Raw genomic sequence first — 18,649 nt, forward strand, 5'->3', positions numbered from 1 at the left:
GATAATACTGTGGATGAACTATCGGCTATAGAAAATATCAATTTTGGAGAAAGTTCAGATTTAGCTCAGACAAGCTCAGAAGTTTTAGGTACTGAGCCGAACAATAACTTAGAAACTGCCTATGAGTTCCCAGAAAATACAGATTTTGAAGATACAGATCTGGGTTTGGCAAATGATTTGTTGTTTAAAGAAACTGCTCTATTAGAAGCAGAAAAGCAGGAAGAGTTAGGAGAAAGTGCGACAACAATTGATACGCAAACGGTTATTCAGGAAGGTGTAGAAACCGATTTGTGGGATCTAGCAGAGACATCTGAATCTGTACCAGTGTCAGAGGACGAAAACGCTATTGTTACCTCAATTGAAGAATTGGTAACGACAGAAAACGTTGAAGTAGTTACTCCAGAAGATGATTTTGCAGACTTGGAAGCATTACTAGGAGAGGATGTAGCGCTTAACCCCAAAGCTAAGGAGATACCAGAAGTAGATTTTGCAGCCTTGGAAGAATTGCTGGGTACAAATAACGCCAGCGATGCCTACGATGGGCTACGCCAACGCCAGCCCTTCAACGCTCAACCAGTCTTAGCGAAAAATGTCATTCCATCACCATCTATAGATGAATTTGGTGACTTGGAGAAGTTGCTGGCAGAAGCGGATCAAACAATATCCCATTCACCATCAGTAAAATCTAACACTAACAAAACTACCCGTACCTCTACTCGTCGGGCTGCGAGATTTGAAGAAACGATGAAGGTTCCAGTTAAGCAACTGGACGATATGAGTAATTTAGTTGGGGAGTTGGTGGTAAATCGCAATACCTTAGAGCAGGATCATGAACGGCTGCGGCAGTCATTAGATAACTTGCTGATTCAGGTACAACAACTCTCGGATGTGGGCGCAAGAATGCAGGAATTGTACGAGCGATCGCTACTGGAAGCTTCTCTATTAGCTGGACGCAAAAAGAAAGACTCCGGCTCACAAGCAGCTGATTCCAATGCCGATAGGGGTTTTAGCGAGTTAGAAATGGATCGTTTTACTCCCTTCCATACGCTGTCCCAGCAGATGATTGAACGCATTGTGCGAGTGCGTGAGTCGGCAAGTGACATTGATTTTGTTACCGAAGAAACCGAGCGCGTAGCAAGGCAGTTCCGCCAAGTAACTACCCAGCTACAAGAGGGATTAACAAGAGCGCGAATGGTGCCTTTTGCCCAAACTATCGATCGCTGGCGGCGAGGAGTGCGCGACAACGCCATTAAGTGTGGCAAACAAGTAGAGTTGGTGATCGAAGGTGGCGATACCTTAATTGACAAGATGATTTTAGATCATCTCACTGATCCGTTAACTCACATGCTGAATAATGCGATCGCTCACGGTATTGAAACGCCAGAAGAAAGGCAAGCTGCTGGAAAACCACCCATAGGAATCATTACTATCCGCGCCTTCCACCAAGGCAACCAAACGATCATTTCTGTAGGCGATGATGGCGCAGGCATCGATTCAGCAAAGGTTAAGGCTAAAGCGGTGAAGATTGGCATGATTACAGAAGCGCAGGCTAAAGCCATGTCTCGCCTGGAAGTCTACGATCTGCTGTTCCAGTCTGGTTTTACAATCAAAGACCAAGCAGATGAAATTTCTGGTCGTGGTGTGGGTATGGACGTAGTACGCTCCGAGATTAGCGAAATTCGGGGGACAGTGAACACTGATTCTGTGATCGGTAAGGGAACCACTTTCACCATTCGTCTGCCACTGACTCTAAGTATTTGTAAAGCTCTCTGCTGCGTCTCTGATCGAGCCAGAATCGCTTTCCCAATGGACGGTGTAGAAGATACGCTGGATATACCAGTCAAAAATATCCAGCACGATGCCAATGGGGAATCATTTATTTCCTGGCGCGATACGGTGCTGCCATTCCGACCCCTGAAGGAACTTTTAACCTTCAATCGCCAAATCAGTCGCGGCAATGTTTATGGTGGCACTAGAGATGATGATATGGTTTCTGTGGTCGTGGTGCGATCGGCAAATACCCTAATTGCTCTACAGATTGACCTAGTGTTGAGCGAACAAGAAATTGTAATTAAGCAGTTTGAAGGGCCAGCGCCTAAACCCATTGGTGTCGCTGGTGCTACAGTCCTGGGTGATGGTCGGATTATGCCCATTGCTGACGTATTAGAAATAATTGACATCTTCCAAGGACGGATTTCTACACAAATTGGTGGCAATTCTTGGCAACAGAAAGGAATTCCTGTAGACACCTCTCCAGCGAAGATTGACCCGACAGTGCTGATCGTCGATGACTCGATTACAGTCCGAGAGTTGCTCTCCCTAACCTTTAATAAGGCAGGTTATCGTGTAGAACAGGCGCGTGATGGACAGGAAGCTTGGGATAAACTTCGCTCTGGTCTGCCTTGCGATATCGTATTTTGCGACATCGAAATGCCCCGTTGCGACGGTCTGGAGTTACTCTCTCGCATTCAGAAAGACTCTAACCTCAACCACTTACCGATCGCGATGCTCACCTCGCGGGGTGCAGACAAGCACAGACAAATTGCAGCTCAACTCGGTGCTAGTGGCTACTTTACCAAGCCTTATCTCGAAGAAGCTCTACTTGAAGCTGCGACGCGGATGTTGAAAGGGGAAAAGCTTGTTAGCACTACAGGTAATGTTTAGTAAGTAATAAAAGACCTTTGCAGTAAACCTGTCAAGGTCTTTTACTTAAACGAGATAAAAATTAAAATATAGCAACCGCCACAGCACTTAGGACAATAGTACACTGTGGCGGAAGTTTGCCTTTTCCAAATTGCTGTGCTTTGGTTCGTAGAACTTTTTGAAGATAATCCCAAAATAGCTGAAAATATTGCCTAAATGGCAACATTGCTCTGCTGAGTTTAGGTATTGTCAGTGTTAAGTTTATCCATTGTGGATTATCTACTCAGACTTGTCTATTAATTACGTAAAGTTTGTATAAAGAACTATAACTAACCTGCTTATAGTACTGAATATCAAATTTGCACTGTTATCTGCTCAACTTTACATATACAGGAGGAGCGAGTTTGGTATACTAAATTCCTTGTATATACCAAAATCTACGTTAGAAGGAGAACAGAGTAAACATCTAAGCAAAAGAGAGTATAACGATGTAAAACTACGTTATAAGCTCTAATAACACTCATTTAGGCTGCAACTCGCCTTCTAAAGCGAAATATGTAGCTTTTCTGTAGTTGACTAGTGCTAGATTTAAGTTACTCTTAGAGCGGATCGCTTCTTGTAAGAATCTACCCTGACAGAAGTGTATAAAGATATAGTTAAATTTATAAATTCTGTCCGAGATTTTTAATTTGCAAACTGAATAGTTTGATACGGCGCCCAAAAACCTGATCTACTACCCTAAACAAGGTAGTCAATTAACGACTCAATATTATCTGTCTGGTAATTGTATTGAATAGTTTACAATACCAGTGGATGAGAAAATCTAAAGAAAATATAAAAGAAACTCAAATTACTGTGGTGTCTGGAGGACAAAAGTGTTTCTGAGACTAGCACATCAACATCGACAATTCGTCCAAGACTTGGTAATGAACCTGCAAGCCTTGGCCGTTGTATTAGAGCGGCGCGGATATCCTGCATCCTGCTACACCTGTGGCGATCAAATGAATAGTGCATCGTTTATGGTTAGCCTTGGTGATAACCACCTGATTCGGTTTTTGGTGTCCGATTACGGGATTACTTGGACGGAAATGCGGGATGACCGCGAATTAATGAAGCTAGAAGGTGCAGAGGCGATTAGTCAGTTAGACGATCTGGCTGATCTTGTCAAACAATCTATGCAAACCGATACAGGCTCTAAAACTCTTGCCAAGAAGTATTAAGGTTCCAAAGGTCGATGGCAAATTAGAAATTGATTATCGGTAATTGGTAATGGTGGCTTAGTTAGCGATCGCTCTTACCTGTTCTCCATTACCATTAAGTGATTGGCTCGTGGCTGGCCCGTCGCATATTTTTTTGTATCTGCCAAAACCTCACAAACCGGATTTTGAGCCTTTAGCTGGAAGGTTGGTAAAACGCACAAGATAATTAGTAATTACTAATTGATAATTCATAGTTAAAAGGCAGGTTAAATAAGCCTGCAACTATCAAGCAAGCAACCCCGTTTTGCTTGGCTCTAAATCTAGTTATATAACGCAATTATGAATTATCAATTATGAATTATGAATTTTTAATGAATTTTCTAGCTGACATATCAGCCAAACAGTTAAAGTCCATTGCCGATCAAAAAAAAGGATGCCCAGTAGTACGGATGATTAAAATTACTAACTGCGGCAACGGGGACATTATGACTTCTTACCTTCGAGTCCCCAGTAATTAATGAGACTTGAGCTTGGCGTAAAGCTTCAGTTTTAGTCAACTTATCAGTAGAGAGGAGATTATAAAAAGCACTCATAAGTGCCTATGTACCACCATCATCTATAGACCACAATGAGGCGATCGCAGCTCTTGCGCCTGTTTGTTGCATCTGATAGCCAAAGCCCAAAATTTCCTCACCGTTACCTAACTTGCCTCCCAAGCCGGTTTCACAGGCGCTCAACACTACCAAATCTACATGGGGGAGTGACCAAGTAGCGACATTTCTAAAGTTAACGCGATCGCCATTTCCGAATAAAATAAACGAATCTTCTGGTTTACCGACGACAAAGGCTGCATGAGTCGCTAAATGGACAATTGTATAATCATCCATTTGGGGTACAGTAGCTTTGGGGCTAAAGGCATCGTCTAAAACCTTTGTAGTTTCAGGAACCGCAGCAGCTAGACTTTCTACTTCTCGCATTGCAAAAGGCAATCCAGCGAAAGCAACCTGTCGATTCCCAACTTTGATTTGATAATTACCTTTAGTAAAAGCACCGGCTAAAACCCGCAAAGCAGATTGTTTTGGGGTATTTAAGTTAGTCAGGCTGGCAGATGTAATGTGATTGACAGCCAAGCGCTGCACTAGCCATTGTTTGCCATCATATAAAGCAGTTAAAGGAATATAGCGTAACTGGTCATCTGGAGCGTAAATCAAAGTTTGTGTACCTGATAGCTCCAGGTCTTTTTCTATCGGTTTAATTAGCCAGTCATACAATTGGCGTGCAGGTGCTTTGATATTTCGACTGGGATTGATTAAAGCTTGGCAAAAAGCAGCAATTGTTTGATAGAGGTTTTCGCGTTTTACGGCAACGGTGCGATGAATTGGTGGAGATTCAGGAGTTACCAATACTAATTCCAAACTATCTTTTAAAATCAGTGGGTAGAGTAGTGCCGATTTTTGAGGTAATCGCCCCAAATTATCCCGAAGTTCGTTAAGACTCTCCAAATCCAAATTTTGCCGCCTAGCTGTACGGCTAATTTGCTCTACCTGTGCTTTCACTGAAAGACTATTGATAAATTCGTTAAATTTATCTAGGAGTTGCTGTTGATTTAAGACTAATTGCTCAATGCGTTGTTTTTGTTGGAGCGATCGCTCTTTGGGGGAAATTTTCCGTAGTGTTGTCAGTTCTTTACCCAGTACAACAGCATTATCCACCATTTGATCCAACTTTTGTTTAATTGGTTTTTCTATTGCCGCTATATTAATACCTTTGACAGTACGTTGATTACCTGGCACAGTCTGGAGATATTCTTCTAGTTCTTCAACTTTGAGTAAATCTATTGTCCTTTGTGCTTCAGCAACACGTTCCTGTTTGAGCAATCGTTCACCTAAAATGCGATATGTCTGGCTAACAGTTATGCTGTAAGCATTTGGTTGTGGCGCACTAAGTGCTGATGGATTCAAGCGAGCTTTTTCACGATTAATCAAGCAATGCTTGTAGAAAAAAATTGCTAACTCTGGTTGATTTTGGATGTCAAATAAGTAACCTATATTACTGTAGGTTTTGCCAAGTCGAACGAGATCCCCAAGTTCTTTGTTAATTAATAGCGCTTGCTGATAGGATTGAAGTGCTTCAGGATACTTTCTTTGACTTTGGTAGATTCTGCCGATGTTGTTGAATGTTACTGCTTCCCAAAAGCGCTCTCCAAGTTCTCTACTGATGGTTAATGCTTTCTGTAATATCTGCAACGCCTCTTTTGATTGACCTTGCCGAGATTCTTTGATAGCTTCTTCGTTGAGCCTTGCAATTTCTGAAAGTTGATTATTTTTGGGTAAAGCTTGAGCTTTTTCTCCAGAGTCGTACCTTAACTTTGCATTTGTGCTTACCTGGTTCTTGTCTGGGTATGCCATCCCAAAACCTAGTAAACTAAGTAGAGTCAAAGTAACAACGCCCACATACCGGAGATTAGGCTGCATAACAAAACACTCCCTATACTCGGAAGGTAAATATTAAATCAATAAGTCCGGTAGTGCAATTAATTTTTATGCTATTCAATAATTTGGAAAATTTATTTATAGGTGCTAAGGAATTTGAAGATGTCAGAAGAAAAACCTAGCCAACCAAAACTACCACCAACCAGCGCCCTTGACAATTCATCAAGTCCTGAATTTGAGAATTGGTTTGAATATCCTGTCAGAGTGCAACCTCACCACACTGACTATGCCGGTCTTGTCTGGCACGGTTCCTATATAGCTTGGATGGAAGAAGCACGGATTGAATGCTTACGATCTATAGGGATTGAATTTGCTGATTTAGTCGCTATAGGTTGTGATTTACCAGTAGTAGAACTGTCGCTGCGCTATCACCGATCAATTAAATTGGGTATGGCAGTGTTGGTAAAAACGCGCATGGCTGAGGTGACTGGTGTGCGAATCAATTGGGATTATGCCATTGTCTCAACTGATCGGCAACAATTGTACGCCACTGCCAAGGTGACTTTAGTAGCTTTAGATAGCGAAAGAGGTAAAATTATGCGTCAGTTGCCGGCGAGTGTTAAGGATGCACTTGCTAAAATTTCAGCATTAAATAAAAATTGACCAACAAAAGTTGCAGACACGATTTGCTTTAATGTTGAAAATTTTATCTGTTCCTTTTTTGTAATTCACCTTGATTAACAAAGGTGAATTACAAAAAAAACAGAACAAAGGCGTCAGTCTCACAGAATTTAGAATTGAATTTTGTAAGACTGGTGGATAGCACAGCGTAAAGCCTGTGGCATGGCTTGTCTGCGACACGCTATGCGTAGCTTGCTTCTCCGTGGGAGTACGCTTAGAGCGAGTCCGCGATAGCGCAGCGTTAGCGAGTATTCGAGCGTCGCGTCTGAATAAACAGGTTTAATTCCCCCACTAAATTGGAGATTTGATGGTCAACAATTGAGTGGCATGTCTGAATTCCCCACTCATTGATTCTGATTTCTGAATTCTGACTTCTTCAATTTTTTACTTGCCGTTTTGAAACTGTGATAAAGTTTGCGTAAACTGCATTATGTGATGCCAAATATCTTGTGGGGTAATGCCAAAACTAATGTTTAATAAAATCAGGATTGCGGCAATAGTTAATGCACTACTCAAGGTTGCTTTCAACAACTTCCACAATATTATGAAGATAATCCAAGCTACAATTAACGTAGCAATCATAATGTAGAAACTCCTTAAGAATAGCCCTTATCTGAGAAGGTGTTTATTCAGAAAGGGGAAGTTTTTATCTGAAGTAAAAATTATTAGTACTAAAGCTATTAGAGCTAATTTGGAATAGATACTAAAGCTAATATTTTTTAACTGTACTAATGATATATTACCTGAAAATGAGACAATGATTCAGATAAGAGGCAATTTATTTGGCAATTTGGCAGAATTCCTGAAAAGATTTTCTATTGAAATTTTGGTATTAATAATTACAATGTGCAGAAGTTATATTTTTTGAAGGATATGAGAATAGACAAAAATGAATTTAGCTGTTAGCCTTCAGCATGAGGCTGAAGGCTAAACAAGAATTGGTCAAGAGCCAGAAAACCTGCCTTTTGGGTATCTGGGTAAAGGTTTTTATCGCAAAGAAATTATCCGCGAGTGAGTTTCTAACTTTTCAGTCGCTGTTAAAACTTCTTGTCTTGCCCATTTATCTGCTGTCAAAATGTCATCTAAAGAGGGATTAGAGCGGTTATCCTTTTGATGGCGATCGCACACCCATTCGATACACCGGGGAATATCTAAAAACCGAATTTTTTCTGATAAAAATAAAGCCACAGCTTGCTCATTTGCGGCATTTAACACAGCTGGCATCGAACCACCAGCCTTACCCACAGCATAAGCTAACTGCATACAAGGATACTTTTGGTGATCTGGTTCACGGAAGGTTAAGTTTCCAGCTTTGACTAAATCTAGTCGTTCCCAGTTGGTGTAAATGCGATCGGGCCAAGATAGAGCATACAGCAAAGGTAAGCGCATATCCGGCCAACCGAGTTGGGCTAAAACTGAAGTATCTTGCAGTTCAATCAGCGAGTGAATAATGCTCTGGGGATGAATGACAATTTCGATATCGTCATAATCCAACCCAAACAGGAAGTGAGCCTCAATTACTTCCAGTCCTTTATTCATCAAAGTAGCAGAGTCTACAGTGATTTTACGCCCCATCGACCAATTAGGATGCTTGAGAGCGTCAGCAACGGTTACATCTGCTAACTTTTCTACATCCCAGTCCCGGAAAGCCCCACCAGATGCAGTCAGCAAAATTTTCCGCAAGCCTGCTTTTGGCACACCTTGGAGGCATTGAAATATTGCGGAATGTTCGGAATCGGCAGGGAGTAATTTTACACCATGTTTTTCGACTAGGGGTAGAACCACAGGGGCCCCGGCAATCAGGGTTTCTTTGTTCGCTAAGGCAATATCTTTACCAGCTTCAATAGCTGCGATCGTGGGTAGTAAACCAGCACAACCAACGATCCCAGTGACAACGGTTTGAGCATCGCCGTAACGAGCGACTTCTATCACTCCCGCCTCACCAGCCAGTAAAATAGGTTGGGGATCGAGGTCAATGATAGCTTCTTTGAGCGCTGGTAATTTATCTTCTGAGCAAATGGCTGCTATTTCCGGTCGAAACTGCCGAATTTGAGCAGCCAACATCTCTATATTGTTCCCAGCTGCCAATCCCACAATCCGAAACTGATCTGGGTACTGAGTGACAATATCTAAAGTCTGAGTACCAATAGAACCAGTGGAACCAACAAGAGTAATCGCTTTCACAATTGCTTAAGGATTTACAGACAACTCCCACTATAAATTGCCGGGGACTCTTTAATAACAGGAATCCCTATAATCGATACACTGATGACGGCGAGGAGAGACGCGGGGAGGGGGAGAAAGACAATTTCCCCATGTCTCCTTGTCTTCGTGCCTGCGCCAGCCCCAATCCCTTAATTTCAAGCTTTTATAATAGATAAATCTAAAAAAATGGATGAATATTTGCCATAACAAATAAACAAGAAGATATGATGAACCTCCTAACTAAAATATACGAAGATGAACCCTACTTTAGTTTGCTAAATTACTTTAATCAGTCTATCAATGAATTAATAAAGTATGACCAGGCTCCTGGAGTATCGCATAACTGCTGGATGCAACTTTTGCGGTAACTTTACTTCAACACAGTAAAAGATGTCAAATGGGTTCTAGATGGTAAGATTTCGCTCTTTATGATCTGTGCATCTCTGCGATTGGTTAAGAAAGAATAAAACCACAGAGGCGCAGAGAAGCCAGTGCGTTGCGGAGCGAGTGTGGTCTTGGGGGTTTCCCCCATGAACAACTCGCGTCGGGGTTTTCCCCGTTGTAGCAACTGGCGCGGCACAGAGAAATGAGAGTGCAAAGCTGTAAGTAATATTTAAGTGATCTGCAAAAACCTAGACTTTTTTTGATACTATTTAAGACCAGACTCTTGAAATATTGATTGACGTATGAGCAAAGGTACCCTGTTTGATAAAGTTTGGGACTTACACACCGTTGGTACACTTCCCTCAGGACTGACGCAACTATTTATCGGGCTTCACCTAATTCATGAAGTCACTAGTCCCCAAGCCTTTGCTATGTTACGCGAGAGAGGTTTAAAAGTGCTGTTTCCAGAGCGGACTGTCGCCACAGTTGATCATATTGTGCCTACAGAAAACCAGGCGCGTCCCTTTGCCGATAACTTGGCAGAGGAAATGATCCAGGCACTTGAAAATAACTGTCAAGAAAATAACATAACTTTTTACAATATCGGTTCTGGTAGCCAGGGTATAGTTCACGTAATCGCTCCAGAACTTGGACTGACCCAACCAGGAATGACGATCGCTTGTGGAGATAGTCACACTTCGAGTCATGGAGCATTTGGTGCGATCGCATTTGGTATTGGTACTAGCCAAGTCCGAGATGTTCTTGCTTCCCAAACCCTTGCCCTATCCAAACTGAAAGTCCGCAAAATCACAGTTCACGGCACTCTCAACCCTGGTGTTTACGCCAAAGATGTAATTTTACATATCATCCGCTCACTTGGTGTTAAAGGTGGCGTGGGCTATGCTTACGAATTTGCCGGTACGACATTTGAGCAAATGAATATGGAAGAGAGGATGACTGTCTGCAATATGGCGATCGAAGGCGGTGCTAGATGCGGCTACGTTAATCCCGATCAAGTCACCTACGATTACCTCAAAGGCAGAGATTTTGCACCCATTAATGCAGATTGGGATAAAGCAGTGGCTTGGTGGGATTCCATCAAGAGCGATGCTGATGCCCAGTACGATGATGTAGTCATATTTGACGCTGCGGAAATTTCTCCTACTGTCACCTGGGGTATTACTCCTGGTCAAGGTATCGGTGTTAACCAGTCAGTGCCTCAACCGGAAGAACTGCTTGAAGAAGACCAATTCATTGCCGAAGAAGCTTACCGCTACATGGATTTATATCCTGGTCAACCGATCAAGGGCACTAAAATAGATGTTTGCTTTATTGGGAGTTGCACCAACGGCAGAATTACTGATTTGCGAGAAGCTGCAAAAATCGCCAAAGGTCGCCACGTTGCAGAGGGAATCAAAGCCTTTGTTGTCCCTGGTTCTGAAAGGGTGAAGGAAGAGGCGGAAGCTGAAGGACTGGATAAAATCTTTCAGGAAGCCGGATTTGAATGGCGTGAACCGGGATGTTCTATGTGTCTGGCCATGAACCCCGATAAGCTACAAGGAAGACAAATCAGTGCTTCTTCCTCCAACCGCAACTTTAAAGGAAGACAGGGTTCCTCTTCCGGTCGGACATTGTTAATGAGTCCGGCGATGGTCGCCACAGCTGCGATTAAAGGCGAAGTCTCTGATGTACGCGAGTTGCTGTAATTTTGGGGACTGGGGACTGGGAATTGGAGATTGGTAATTGAAAGTTTACCTATTACTATTTCCATATTCCCCATTCCCTCATCTTCCCTAGTCCCTAGTCCCCAGTCCCCAGTCCCTTTTTCAACAGGCTGTCATTGAAAGAATAGATATAAAATTTATGGTGAGTGAAGTTAAAACAGTTTCAGGGCGCGGTATACCTTTAGTAGGTAATGATATAGATACCGATCGCATCATTCCCGCGCGATATTTGAAAGCAGTTACCTTTGATGGGTTAGGTGAAGGCGCGTTTATTGATGACCGAACAGCACTTAAAGGTGAACATCCCTTTGACCAACCCCAGTACCAAGGGGCGAATATTTTAATAGTCAATAGAAATTTTGGCTGTGGTTCATCACGGGAACATGCACCCCAAGCGATCGCAAAATGGGGAATCCAAGCTTTAATCGGTGAAAGCTTCGCCGAAATCTTTTTCGGTAACTGTGTGGCGATGGGTATACCTTGTGTGACGGTCGATGCTGTTACTGTTAAACAATTACAAGATTTAGTGGCTGCTAATCCCCAAGCTGGCGTAACAGTGAATCTGGAAACCTTGCAAGTACAAATTGGTGATTACACTGCCCCAGTTGCGATCGAAGAAGGCACCAGAAGCACATTTATTTCTGGAACTTGGGACGCTTGCGGTCAGTTGGTGGCGAATGCTGACCAAGTTCGGACAACGGCTGCAAAATTACCCTACGTGGGTTGGGGCAATTTAGCCGCGAGTTAGCATTCTCTCATTCCCTAGCTCTGCCGGGGAATGTTAATTTATAAATTTTACCTAAATTATTCAGCTAAAGCTAACAATAGCTTGATCTATTTCAGATTTGGCATAGTAGACATATAGCTAAGTAATTCTAGACTATGCCATTAATAAACCCTCCTCTCACTAAAGAAGATTTCATTAACTCTCGCTGGCTAGAAGTGGTTAATAGCAGCGAAACAAAAGAGTGTCTTGCTTACAACAGAGTCTTCTGGAACAAGGCACAGGAAGCAAGAGAGGCAGGAAATGTCAGAGAACAGTCTGTCTTTGAGATTCTGGCGTTCATAATCGGTGCTGCAATCAAGCCAGAATCAACAGAGGAGTTTTTTGCTGAAGTTTTCCAAAATCTTACTGATGAACATTTAAATTTTCTTACTGACATTGCTCCTGAAGTATCAGATCCAGAACTTCAAGCACGAATTGCGGATATTCTCTGGGTCAAAAAGGGCAATTATCAGATGGCACAGTTAGCTGTTACAGCCTACTTACAATCTGCCACAGAATTAGAAGATCCTGAGAAGTGGAGTTGGTGTTTCGAGAGGATTGAACGGGCACTTCGGCTAGCACGCAAAATTAATTATCAAGCTGAATTAGTTGTCGCACACATAGAGGCAGTCCTTGATCGCTACAACGGAGAAGATCCACTGTGGTTGTCAGTAAAGCTTATGGAGCTTTTGCAAGAATACAAACTCGGTAATCCGACTAAATACGCTGCTCTGGCTGAAAAAGCAGCAATTATAGCGGAATCTTCCCAAGATTGGGATAAGGCAAGAAACTACTGGGAAATTAAAGCAGAATGGCATCGCATTGACAAAAATGCTGAACAGAGACACGCAGCGCGAATGCTTGCTGCCGAAACTTATGTAAAGGAAGCTGAAGATTCATTGATAAAACACCCTCAGCCTTATTTAAAGGCATCAGATGATTTACAAGAGGCGTTGGAAGCATTTGAAATATTAAAAAGCCAAGGTACAGAGGAAGAAAAAGCAGTAGCGAAAGCTAGATATGAGGAAGTTCGTAAGCTTCTGTCAGAGTATCAAAAACAATCCTTGAATGAGTTAATAACAATATCTTCTCAGTTTAATATCAGCGCTGAGGTAGAACTAGCTAGAACCTATGTTAAGGGCAAAAAATTTCAAGATGCAATATTTGCCTTGGCTCTTTTGGGAATTCCACCTAAAGTTTCATACCTTCAGCAGAGCGTGGAGAAAACACCTTTGTTGTCTCAGTTCATGCCAATAACAATTATGAATGAGATGGGTAAGGTTGTAGCCCGTCAATCTAGTAATTCAGATGAAGCAAAGAAAGCAATTCGTTTTGAGATGTACAGGAATGCAGTCCTCTATCACAAACTTTACGCCCAAGCTTACATTGAGCCTGCAAGGGGTCAAATAAATCTGGAACATAGTGTAGAAGTAAAAGACTTATTTCCATTTGTTTCAAACAACCTCTTTGTACCTCCTGGGAGAGAATATCAGTTTGCAAAAGGGCTTTACGCTGGACTCATCGGAGACTTCTTCACATCCACTCATATTCTCATTCCTCAAATTGAAAATTCTATCCGTTATTTACTCCGAAGGCAGGGTGCGTTACCCTCAAAAATTGATATTGATAAGGGAATTGAAGATGAGCGTGATTTGAATACTACTCTTTTCCCCCGCAATTATCCAGAAATAAACTCAATTTTTAATGAAGACGCACTTTTTGATCTTCAAGGCTTGCTAATTGAGCGTTCAGGTTCAAATTTAAGAAACCGTATGGCTCATGGTTTAATTAATGATAGTGAGTTCAACAGCCCTATCATGTCTTACTTATGGTGGGTCACATTACGGCTTTGTTGTTTGCCAATGTTGAAACATGAACAGCAGGTTGAAGAGTCCAATCCTTGGGTTAAGTTTAATGGTATTTTCAAAGATGACCCGCTTTTTGATGATTTTGTCGAAAATATGGATGCAAATCGATGTGAATTAGATGCAGAAGTCGCTGCTTATGAAGCTTTTTTAGAGGAGAATCAGTCAGCTTGAGCCTATATATCCTCGATACCGATCATGTTACTCTTTCTCAACATGGTAATTCTAAAATTTTACAAAGCGCTCAAGTTGTTGGCAGTTCCAACATATTTGTTACGACAGTTACACTCGAAGAACAATTAAAAGGCAGACTAGCTTCTATCAGTAAATGTGCTACTAAACCAGAACTTTTAGCAGTTGCTCATAGAAATTTGCGAATAACCCAGATTTACTTTTGTGGTATGAATTTGCTGGAGTTTGATGAGGCAGCATATAGTTGCTACCAAAGTTTGCGCTGGCAAAAAATACAGGTAGGTACGCAAGACTTAAGAATAGCTGCGTAGGCGTAGCCAGCCGTAGGCATCGCTCTCGCTAAGGGGGCAATTCTCGTTACGCGTAATCAGAAAGACTTTAGCAAAGTTCCTAATTTATTTCTTCAGGATTGGACTATGGACGGGTATTCTTAAAAGATGGACATCGCATACACAACGATAATTTATCTGCATACCCTGCGAAATATAGAATATAAATTTTTTATCTAATAAAAATTAATATTTTGATTAAGTTGTGTTGATTTTGCGCGAATAATTCTCAACTATTCCACTAATTTGTTATGTTTGAAGGCTTGACTAAAAACAGTCACTTTTGATATTATCAAATGACTCGATAAGATTAGGGCTAGTTATAAGTTTTTAAGGTAATTGCTCAGATTTTTGTTGCTACTTTGAAAAAAAGTAGCCTTAGCGATCGCAATCTAATTTGTAACACTAAGATTTAACTTGTTACAGCTGGCTTGTAATCATACAACCATTTAGAAAAATCTTCGTTGAGCGTCATTTGCCGTTGCTGTGTCTGTTCAGGAGATGTCAATGTGTCGTCATAGTAGCGCATCTCTCCCCAAGCACTGCGAGCTTGAATGATTTTTGTCCGCTCAATGCGACGCTGTTCGTAACTAGTTAAAGCTTCTTGGAGATTAGCTGAATGGGAAAAACACTCTCGCAGTTCGTATGCGTCTTCAAAAGTGGTATTAGCTCCCTGTGCGAGCGCAGGTGCCATTGGATGAGCTGCATCGCCTAAAAGAGTTACTCTGCCTTTGCTCCAATGGGTTAAGGGTGGGCGATCGCAAATCGGCCCCTCCCAAATTTGCTCGGCTGGTGTTGCTTCGACCACCGCCCGAAAGGATTCATCCCAGCCGGCTAATTCATGGAGAATGCGAGATTTCACTTCCTCAGCACTGTGAGAAAGGGAGTACTCAGGCGATAACTTACGATTAATCCAACTGGTATAGCCGCCGCCCACATTGAGAATGTACATAAACTGTTTATTGCCTTTGACAAAAACTAGTTCATAGTCATTAAATAGCTCGTGGTGATACTTGATGACGGCACGCCAACACATACTACCGATATAATTAGGCTTACCCTCGCCAAATAAAGTTTCTCTAATTACAGAGTTGACGCCATCAGCCCCAATCAGCAAATCTGCATATACCGATTTTTCGCCATCAAAATGAATTTCCACACCGTTTTCATCTTGCTTAAAGCCGATGCAGCGATGATTGAGGTGAATGATGTCAGATGGCAATCTAGAGGCTATAACTTGCTGTAAACGATACCACCAAACAGTCAACAACGGTTGTCCGTATTGCTCCAAGTATTTGGTTGCGTTAGTTCGGATTGTTTCTCCCTGAATATTCTTTAAAACCGTGTGGTGAACCTCACATCCTGAACTTTTGAGGGTTTCGACAATTCCCGGTGCGATCGCATCTAAAAAATTCAAGCCATTCGGAGCTAGTCCTAGTCCAGTTCCAGCCGGACGAAATTCTTGGGCTTTTTCATATACTTGAACGTCTATCCCTTGGCTTCTCAGTGCTATTGCAGCAGCCAAACCGCCTGGGCCAGCACCGACAATGGCAACTTTCTCTACTATTGGTTTGGATAATTTATGAATTAGATTTGTGTTCATATTCTGAGGTTAATTCTATGAGCTAAAAATATCAGCAGATTATATCAAATACGGGATAGAGATTTTCAAATATAAGGTTTTTGCATATTATTTTATCAAGAGACTACATCTTAGATTAGAACAATAAACATCTAAATTTTACAAAAATAAGTATTTTTTAGTATTTTTATGATATTTGGCAACAGGTTACAGCTATTTTCAGGTAAATAGACCACGCCCTACGGGCACAGTATTGTTCCCTACGACAGTGGGAAGGGGATAATTTGACATTGTATGAAACCACTCAAGGCGTTTCTGCAACACAAAAAGGAATTGCATCTGTTCTGAATATTCCTCAAGAAAATGTCCGCGTCATCTCCAAATATTTAGGCGGAGGATTTGGTTGTAAAGCACTGCTGCGATCGCAGCTCGTCAAGTTAAACGCCCTGTGAAAGTTGTGCTAAACACTCTTTTGGTGCGATATTTGTCGAAGTTGCAGTTGATGAGTTGTTGGGAGAAATCAAAATAAGACGTTGCGTAGGCGTTTATGGTGCAGGGCGAATTCTCAACTTTAAGACAGCGCGGAGTCAAGTTATAGGCGGGATTACATGGGGAATCGGTATGGCGCTGATGGAGAAAACTGTAATGGATACTAATCAGGGCAGAATAGTTGGTGCTAACCTTTGCGATTACCTGATTCCTGTTCATGCAGATATCCCAAACATGGAAGTGCAATTTGTTGAAGAACACGATGCTTATGTGAATGCACTAGGAACTAAAAGCCTGGGGAAACTTCCGATTGTTGGGGTAGCAGCTGCCATCTCTAATGCAGTTTATCATGCCACAGGTAAGCGGATTCGGGATCTGCCAATTACACCAGATAAGTTGTTGTGAGTGAATAGGTTTGTAGTTTGCGCTTTAGCGCTAAAGTAAAAATAATTGTAGGTTGGGTTGAACTTTAGTGTTACCCAAACAAGTCTTGATATGATGTTGGGTTTCGTTCTACGAACCATGATAGCGGTGCATTAGGCTAAAGCTGTAACACACCCTACTGGCTTGATATTACGAATTACGAACTACTTTAACGTGCATCACCAATCAGCACAAATGGCGACCAATAAAAAGGATGGCGATGGTCTGCAATTAGCTTCAACTTAGCTTTTTGCAAAGCTTCACCTTTCGTCATCCCCTGCTTGATATTTTGATAAAATTGAATCATCAATTCCTGAGTTGCTTCATCATCAACCGCCCACAAACTTGCCATCACAGCTTTAGCACCAGCCCGCTCAAATATATAAGCAACACCTGCAATTCCTGCACCATTAAAATTAGTGTCTACAGCAGTTTGACAGGCACTGAGAGTAATCAGTTGTGTGCCTTGTAGCCCTAAAAGAGCAGCATTGGCAATATCTAAGGATTTGTCAGCAAATAGTAACGTATTATTTTTTAATTTGACTTTTTTGCAGTCTTCAGTTTGAAAACAGCCGTGAGTTGCTAAATGCAAAAATGAAAAGCGCAATGCTTGGGATCTAAACTTTTCCAGGGTGGCTTCATTGTGAATATAAACTTCACTGTCTGGGAGTATTTTCTTAATATTTCTGACTTCTGCCTCTGCACCTGGGAGATTTTGCGGGTTACTGGGTACTGGATTACCAAATGCTAAAACAGCTTGTGGTTTGCGGGGTATGGCATTTTGCATACCTGGAGATTTTAGGGAATTATTGGAAATGCGAGTGAGATAGTTGACAGGATATTTCTGGATCAGAAATTGGTTGGTTTTACTGTCGTAAAGAGTTTCAAAAGGTAAATGGTGCAGTTTACCAGTAGCAATAATACTTAGTTCTTTGGGTGATAAAGCTTGAATTTTATCTTCTATAGGACGAATGAGAATATCATAGAGTTTGCCACCTGTTTCAAGGTAGCTAGCATCACTATCGTCTTGTACCTGTTTTAGATAATTGGTAATAAGTTTATTAAATTCAGTGGGATCAATAGATTTTTTAACAACACTTAATTTTTCTTTTGTGAAGATGAAAAATGCTATGCTATTAGGTATATTTCTGACATTAGTCAGCAAAACAGGTCGAATTACAACCGTTCCTGTGGGTATGGAGGATATCAGGTTTTTAATATCTGCGGGTGTAGTTTCAAATAGTTCTGCCACTTCAGGAAAACGGCGAGATATATTTTCGGCTTCTGAGTAAACTTGTACTTCTAATTGCCGAATTTTTTGAGATAAAGCTTCAGAAAAATTTTCTTGCAGTTGTTGTTGCAGAAATTCCAATTGTTGATTTTTTTTACTCCAGTCATCAAGAGCTTGCTGTGCCTTTGAATTGGCAACTTTGGCATTAATGAGGCGAGTATAATCAGCAAGGTCGGCTGTGTTAACTAGGTTAAGCCATTCAAAGGCTTGCTCATATTTATTTTGGTTAATGAGGACATCGATTAAAGCAGTAGCAATTGCACTTCCACTGTTTTGCTGTAAAAACTTTTGGCGATTTTCTCGTTGCAAACCCCGGCGCATTTCTAAGCTGATTTGAAGAGATTGCTCTAAATTAGTAATGGCTTGAGTTGGTCGATTTGTACTTTGGAAGAATACACCAATATTACCCAAGGTGATAGCTTCACCAGAGCGATCGCCCACAGC

At 41.6% G+C, this 18,649-nt stretch carries 12 protein-coding genes and 2 pseudogenes; 9 read left to right on the top strand and 5 right to left on the bottom strand.

What is annotated here, in order from left to right:
* Both ACFE90_RS22985 and ACFE90_RS22990 read left to right on the top strand, forming a co-directional pair.
* The coding region (locus ACFE90_RS22985) for a response regulator (protein WP_375504633.1) at window positions 1–2,664 on the top strand (2,664 nt) is incomplete at its 5' end.
* An 854-nt stretch (window positions 2,665–3,518) separates the two neighbouring features.
* A complete protein-coding gene (locus ACFE90_RS22990) occupies window positions 3,519–3,863 on the top strand; it encodes a DUF1815 family protein (protein ID WP_100898754.1) in 345 nt (114 codons plus the stop codon).
* Window positions 3,864–4,246: 383 nt separating this feature from the next.
* Here the strand turns inward: ACFE90_RS22990 and ACFE90_RS22995 are convergent.
* Window positions 4,247–6,316 (bottom strand): annotated as a pseudogene (locus tag ACFE90_RS22995) (CHAT domain-containing protein).
* A gap of 120 nt (window positions 6,317–6,436) precedes the next feature.
* Between ACFE90_RS22995 and ACFE90_RS23000 the strand changes: the two are divergent.
* Window positions 6,437–6,937 carry an acyl-CoA thioesterase gene (locus ACFE90_RS23000; protein ID WP_375504635.1) on the top strand — a complete coding sequence of 167 codons (501 nt, stop codon included), beginning with the start codon at window positions 6,437–6,439 and terminating at the stop codon, window positions 6,935–6,937.
* 402 nt (window positions 6,938–7,339) lie between these two features.
* On the opposite strand, the gene ACFE90_RS23005 is transcribed toward ACFE90_RS23000, so the two are convergent.
* Complete coding sequence (locus tag ACFE90_RS23005; protein ID WP_109008911.1) at window positions 7,340–7,537, bottom strand: hypothetical protein; 198 nt, start codon at window positions 7,535–7,537, stop codon at window positions 7,340–7,342.
* A gap of 405 nt (window positions 7,538–7,942) precedes the next feature.
* The gene (dxr, locus tag ACFE90_RS23010; RefSeq protein WP_375504637.1) at window positions 7,943–9,139 is read right to left on the bottom strand and encodes a 1-deoxy-D-xylulose-5-phosphate reductoisomerase; all 1,197 of its coding nucleotides are present in this window, start codon (window positions 9,137–9,139) and stop codon (window positions 7,943–7,945) included.
* Window positions 9,140–9,846: 707 nt separating this feature from the next.
* Between dxr and leuC the strand changes: the two genes are divergently transcribed.
* The 4 genes from leuC (at window position 9,847) to ACFE90_RS23030 (ending at window position 14,402) form a co-directional block, all read left to right on the top strand.
* Window positions 9,847–11,250 (top strand): 3-isopropylmalate dehydratase large subunit, encoded by a 1,404-nt coding sequence (leuC, locus tag ACFE90_RS23015; protein ID WP_375504639.1) that lies wholly within the window; start codon window positions 9,847–9,849, stop codon window positions 11,248–11,250.
* A 157-nt stretch (window positions 11,251–11,407) separates the two neighbouring features.
* Entirely contained in the window at window positions 11,408–12,016 is a 609-nt protein-coding gene (gene leuD, locus ACFE90_RS23020; protein WP_375504641.1) for a 3-isopropylmalate dehydratase small subunit, read from the top strand.
* Between the two features lie 134 nt (window positions 12,017–12,150).
* Entirely contained in the window at window positions 12,151–14,073 is a 1,923-nt protein-coding gene (locus ACFE90_RS23025; RefSeq protein WP_375504643.1) for a DUF4209 domain-containing protein, read from the top strand.
* Complete coding sequence (locus tag ACFE90_RS23030) at window positions 14,070–14,402, top strand: type II toxin-antitoxin system VapC family toxin (protein WP_375504645.1); 333 nt, start codon at window positions 14,070–14,072, stop codon at window positions 14,400–14,402. The genes ACFE90_RS23025 and ACFE90_RS23030 overlap by 4 nt, the downstream gene beginning before the upstream one ends.
* A 430-nt stretch (window positions 14,403–14,832) precedes the next feature.
* On the opposite strand, the gene ACFE90_RS23035 is transcribed toward ACFE90_RS23030, so the two are convergent.
* Window positions 14,833–16,023: an FAD-dependent oxidoreductase gene (locus tag ACFE90_RS23035; RefSeq protein WP_375504647.1), complete on the bottom strand. Its 1,191-nt coding sequence runs from the start codon at window positions 16,021–16,023 to the stop codon at window positions 14,833–14,835.
* Between the two features lie 206 nt (window positions 16,024–16,229).
* Here ACFE90_RS23035 and ACFE90_RS23040 point away from each other — a divergent pair, with 206 nt between their 5' ends.
* Window positions 16,230–16,454, top strand: coding sequence for a molybdopterin cofactor-binding domain-containing protein (locus ACFE90_RS23040; RefSeq protein WP_375504651.1), 225 nt, complete (start codon window positions 16,230–16,232; stop codon window positions 16,452–16,454).
* 22 nt (window positions 16,455–16,476) lie between these two features.
* A pseudogene (locus tag ACFE90_RS23045) lies at window positions 16,477–16,896 on the top strand (xanthine dehydrogenase family protein molybdopterin-binding subunit); the annotation flags it as partial.
* A 187-nt stretch (window positions 16,897–17,083) separates the two neighbouring features.
* Here ACFE90_RS23045 and ACFE90_RS23050 read toward each other — a convergent pair.
* The coding region (locus tag ACFE90_RS23050) for a CHAT domain-containing protein (protein ID WP_375504649.1) at window positions 17,084–18,649 on the bottom strand (1,566 nt) is incomplete at its 5' end.

This window comes from uncultured Nostoc sp. (genome assembly GCF_964245445.1).
Lineage (GTDB): Bacteria > Cyanobacteriota > Cyanobacteriia > Cyanobacteriales > Nostocaceae > Nostoc.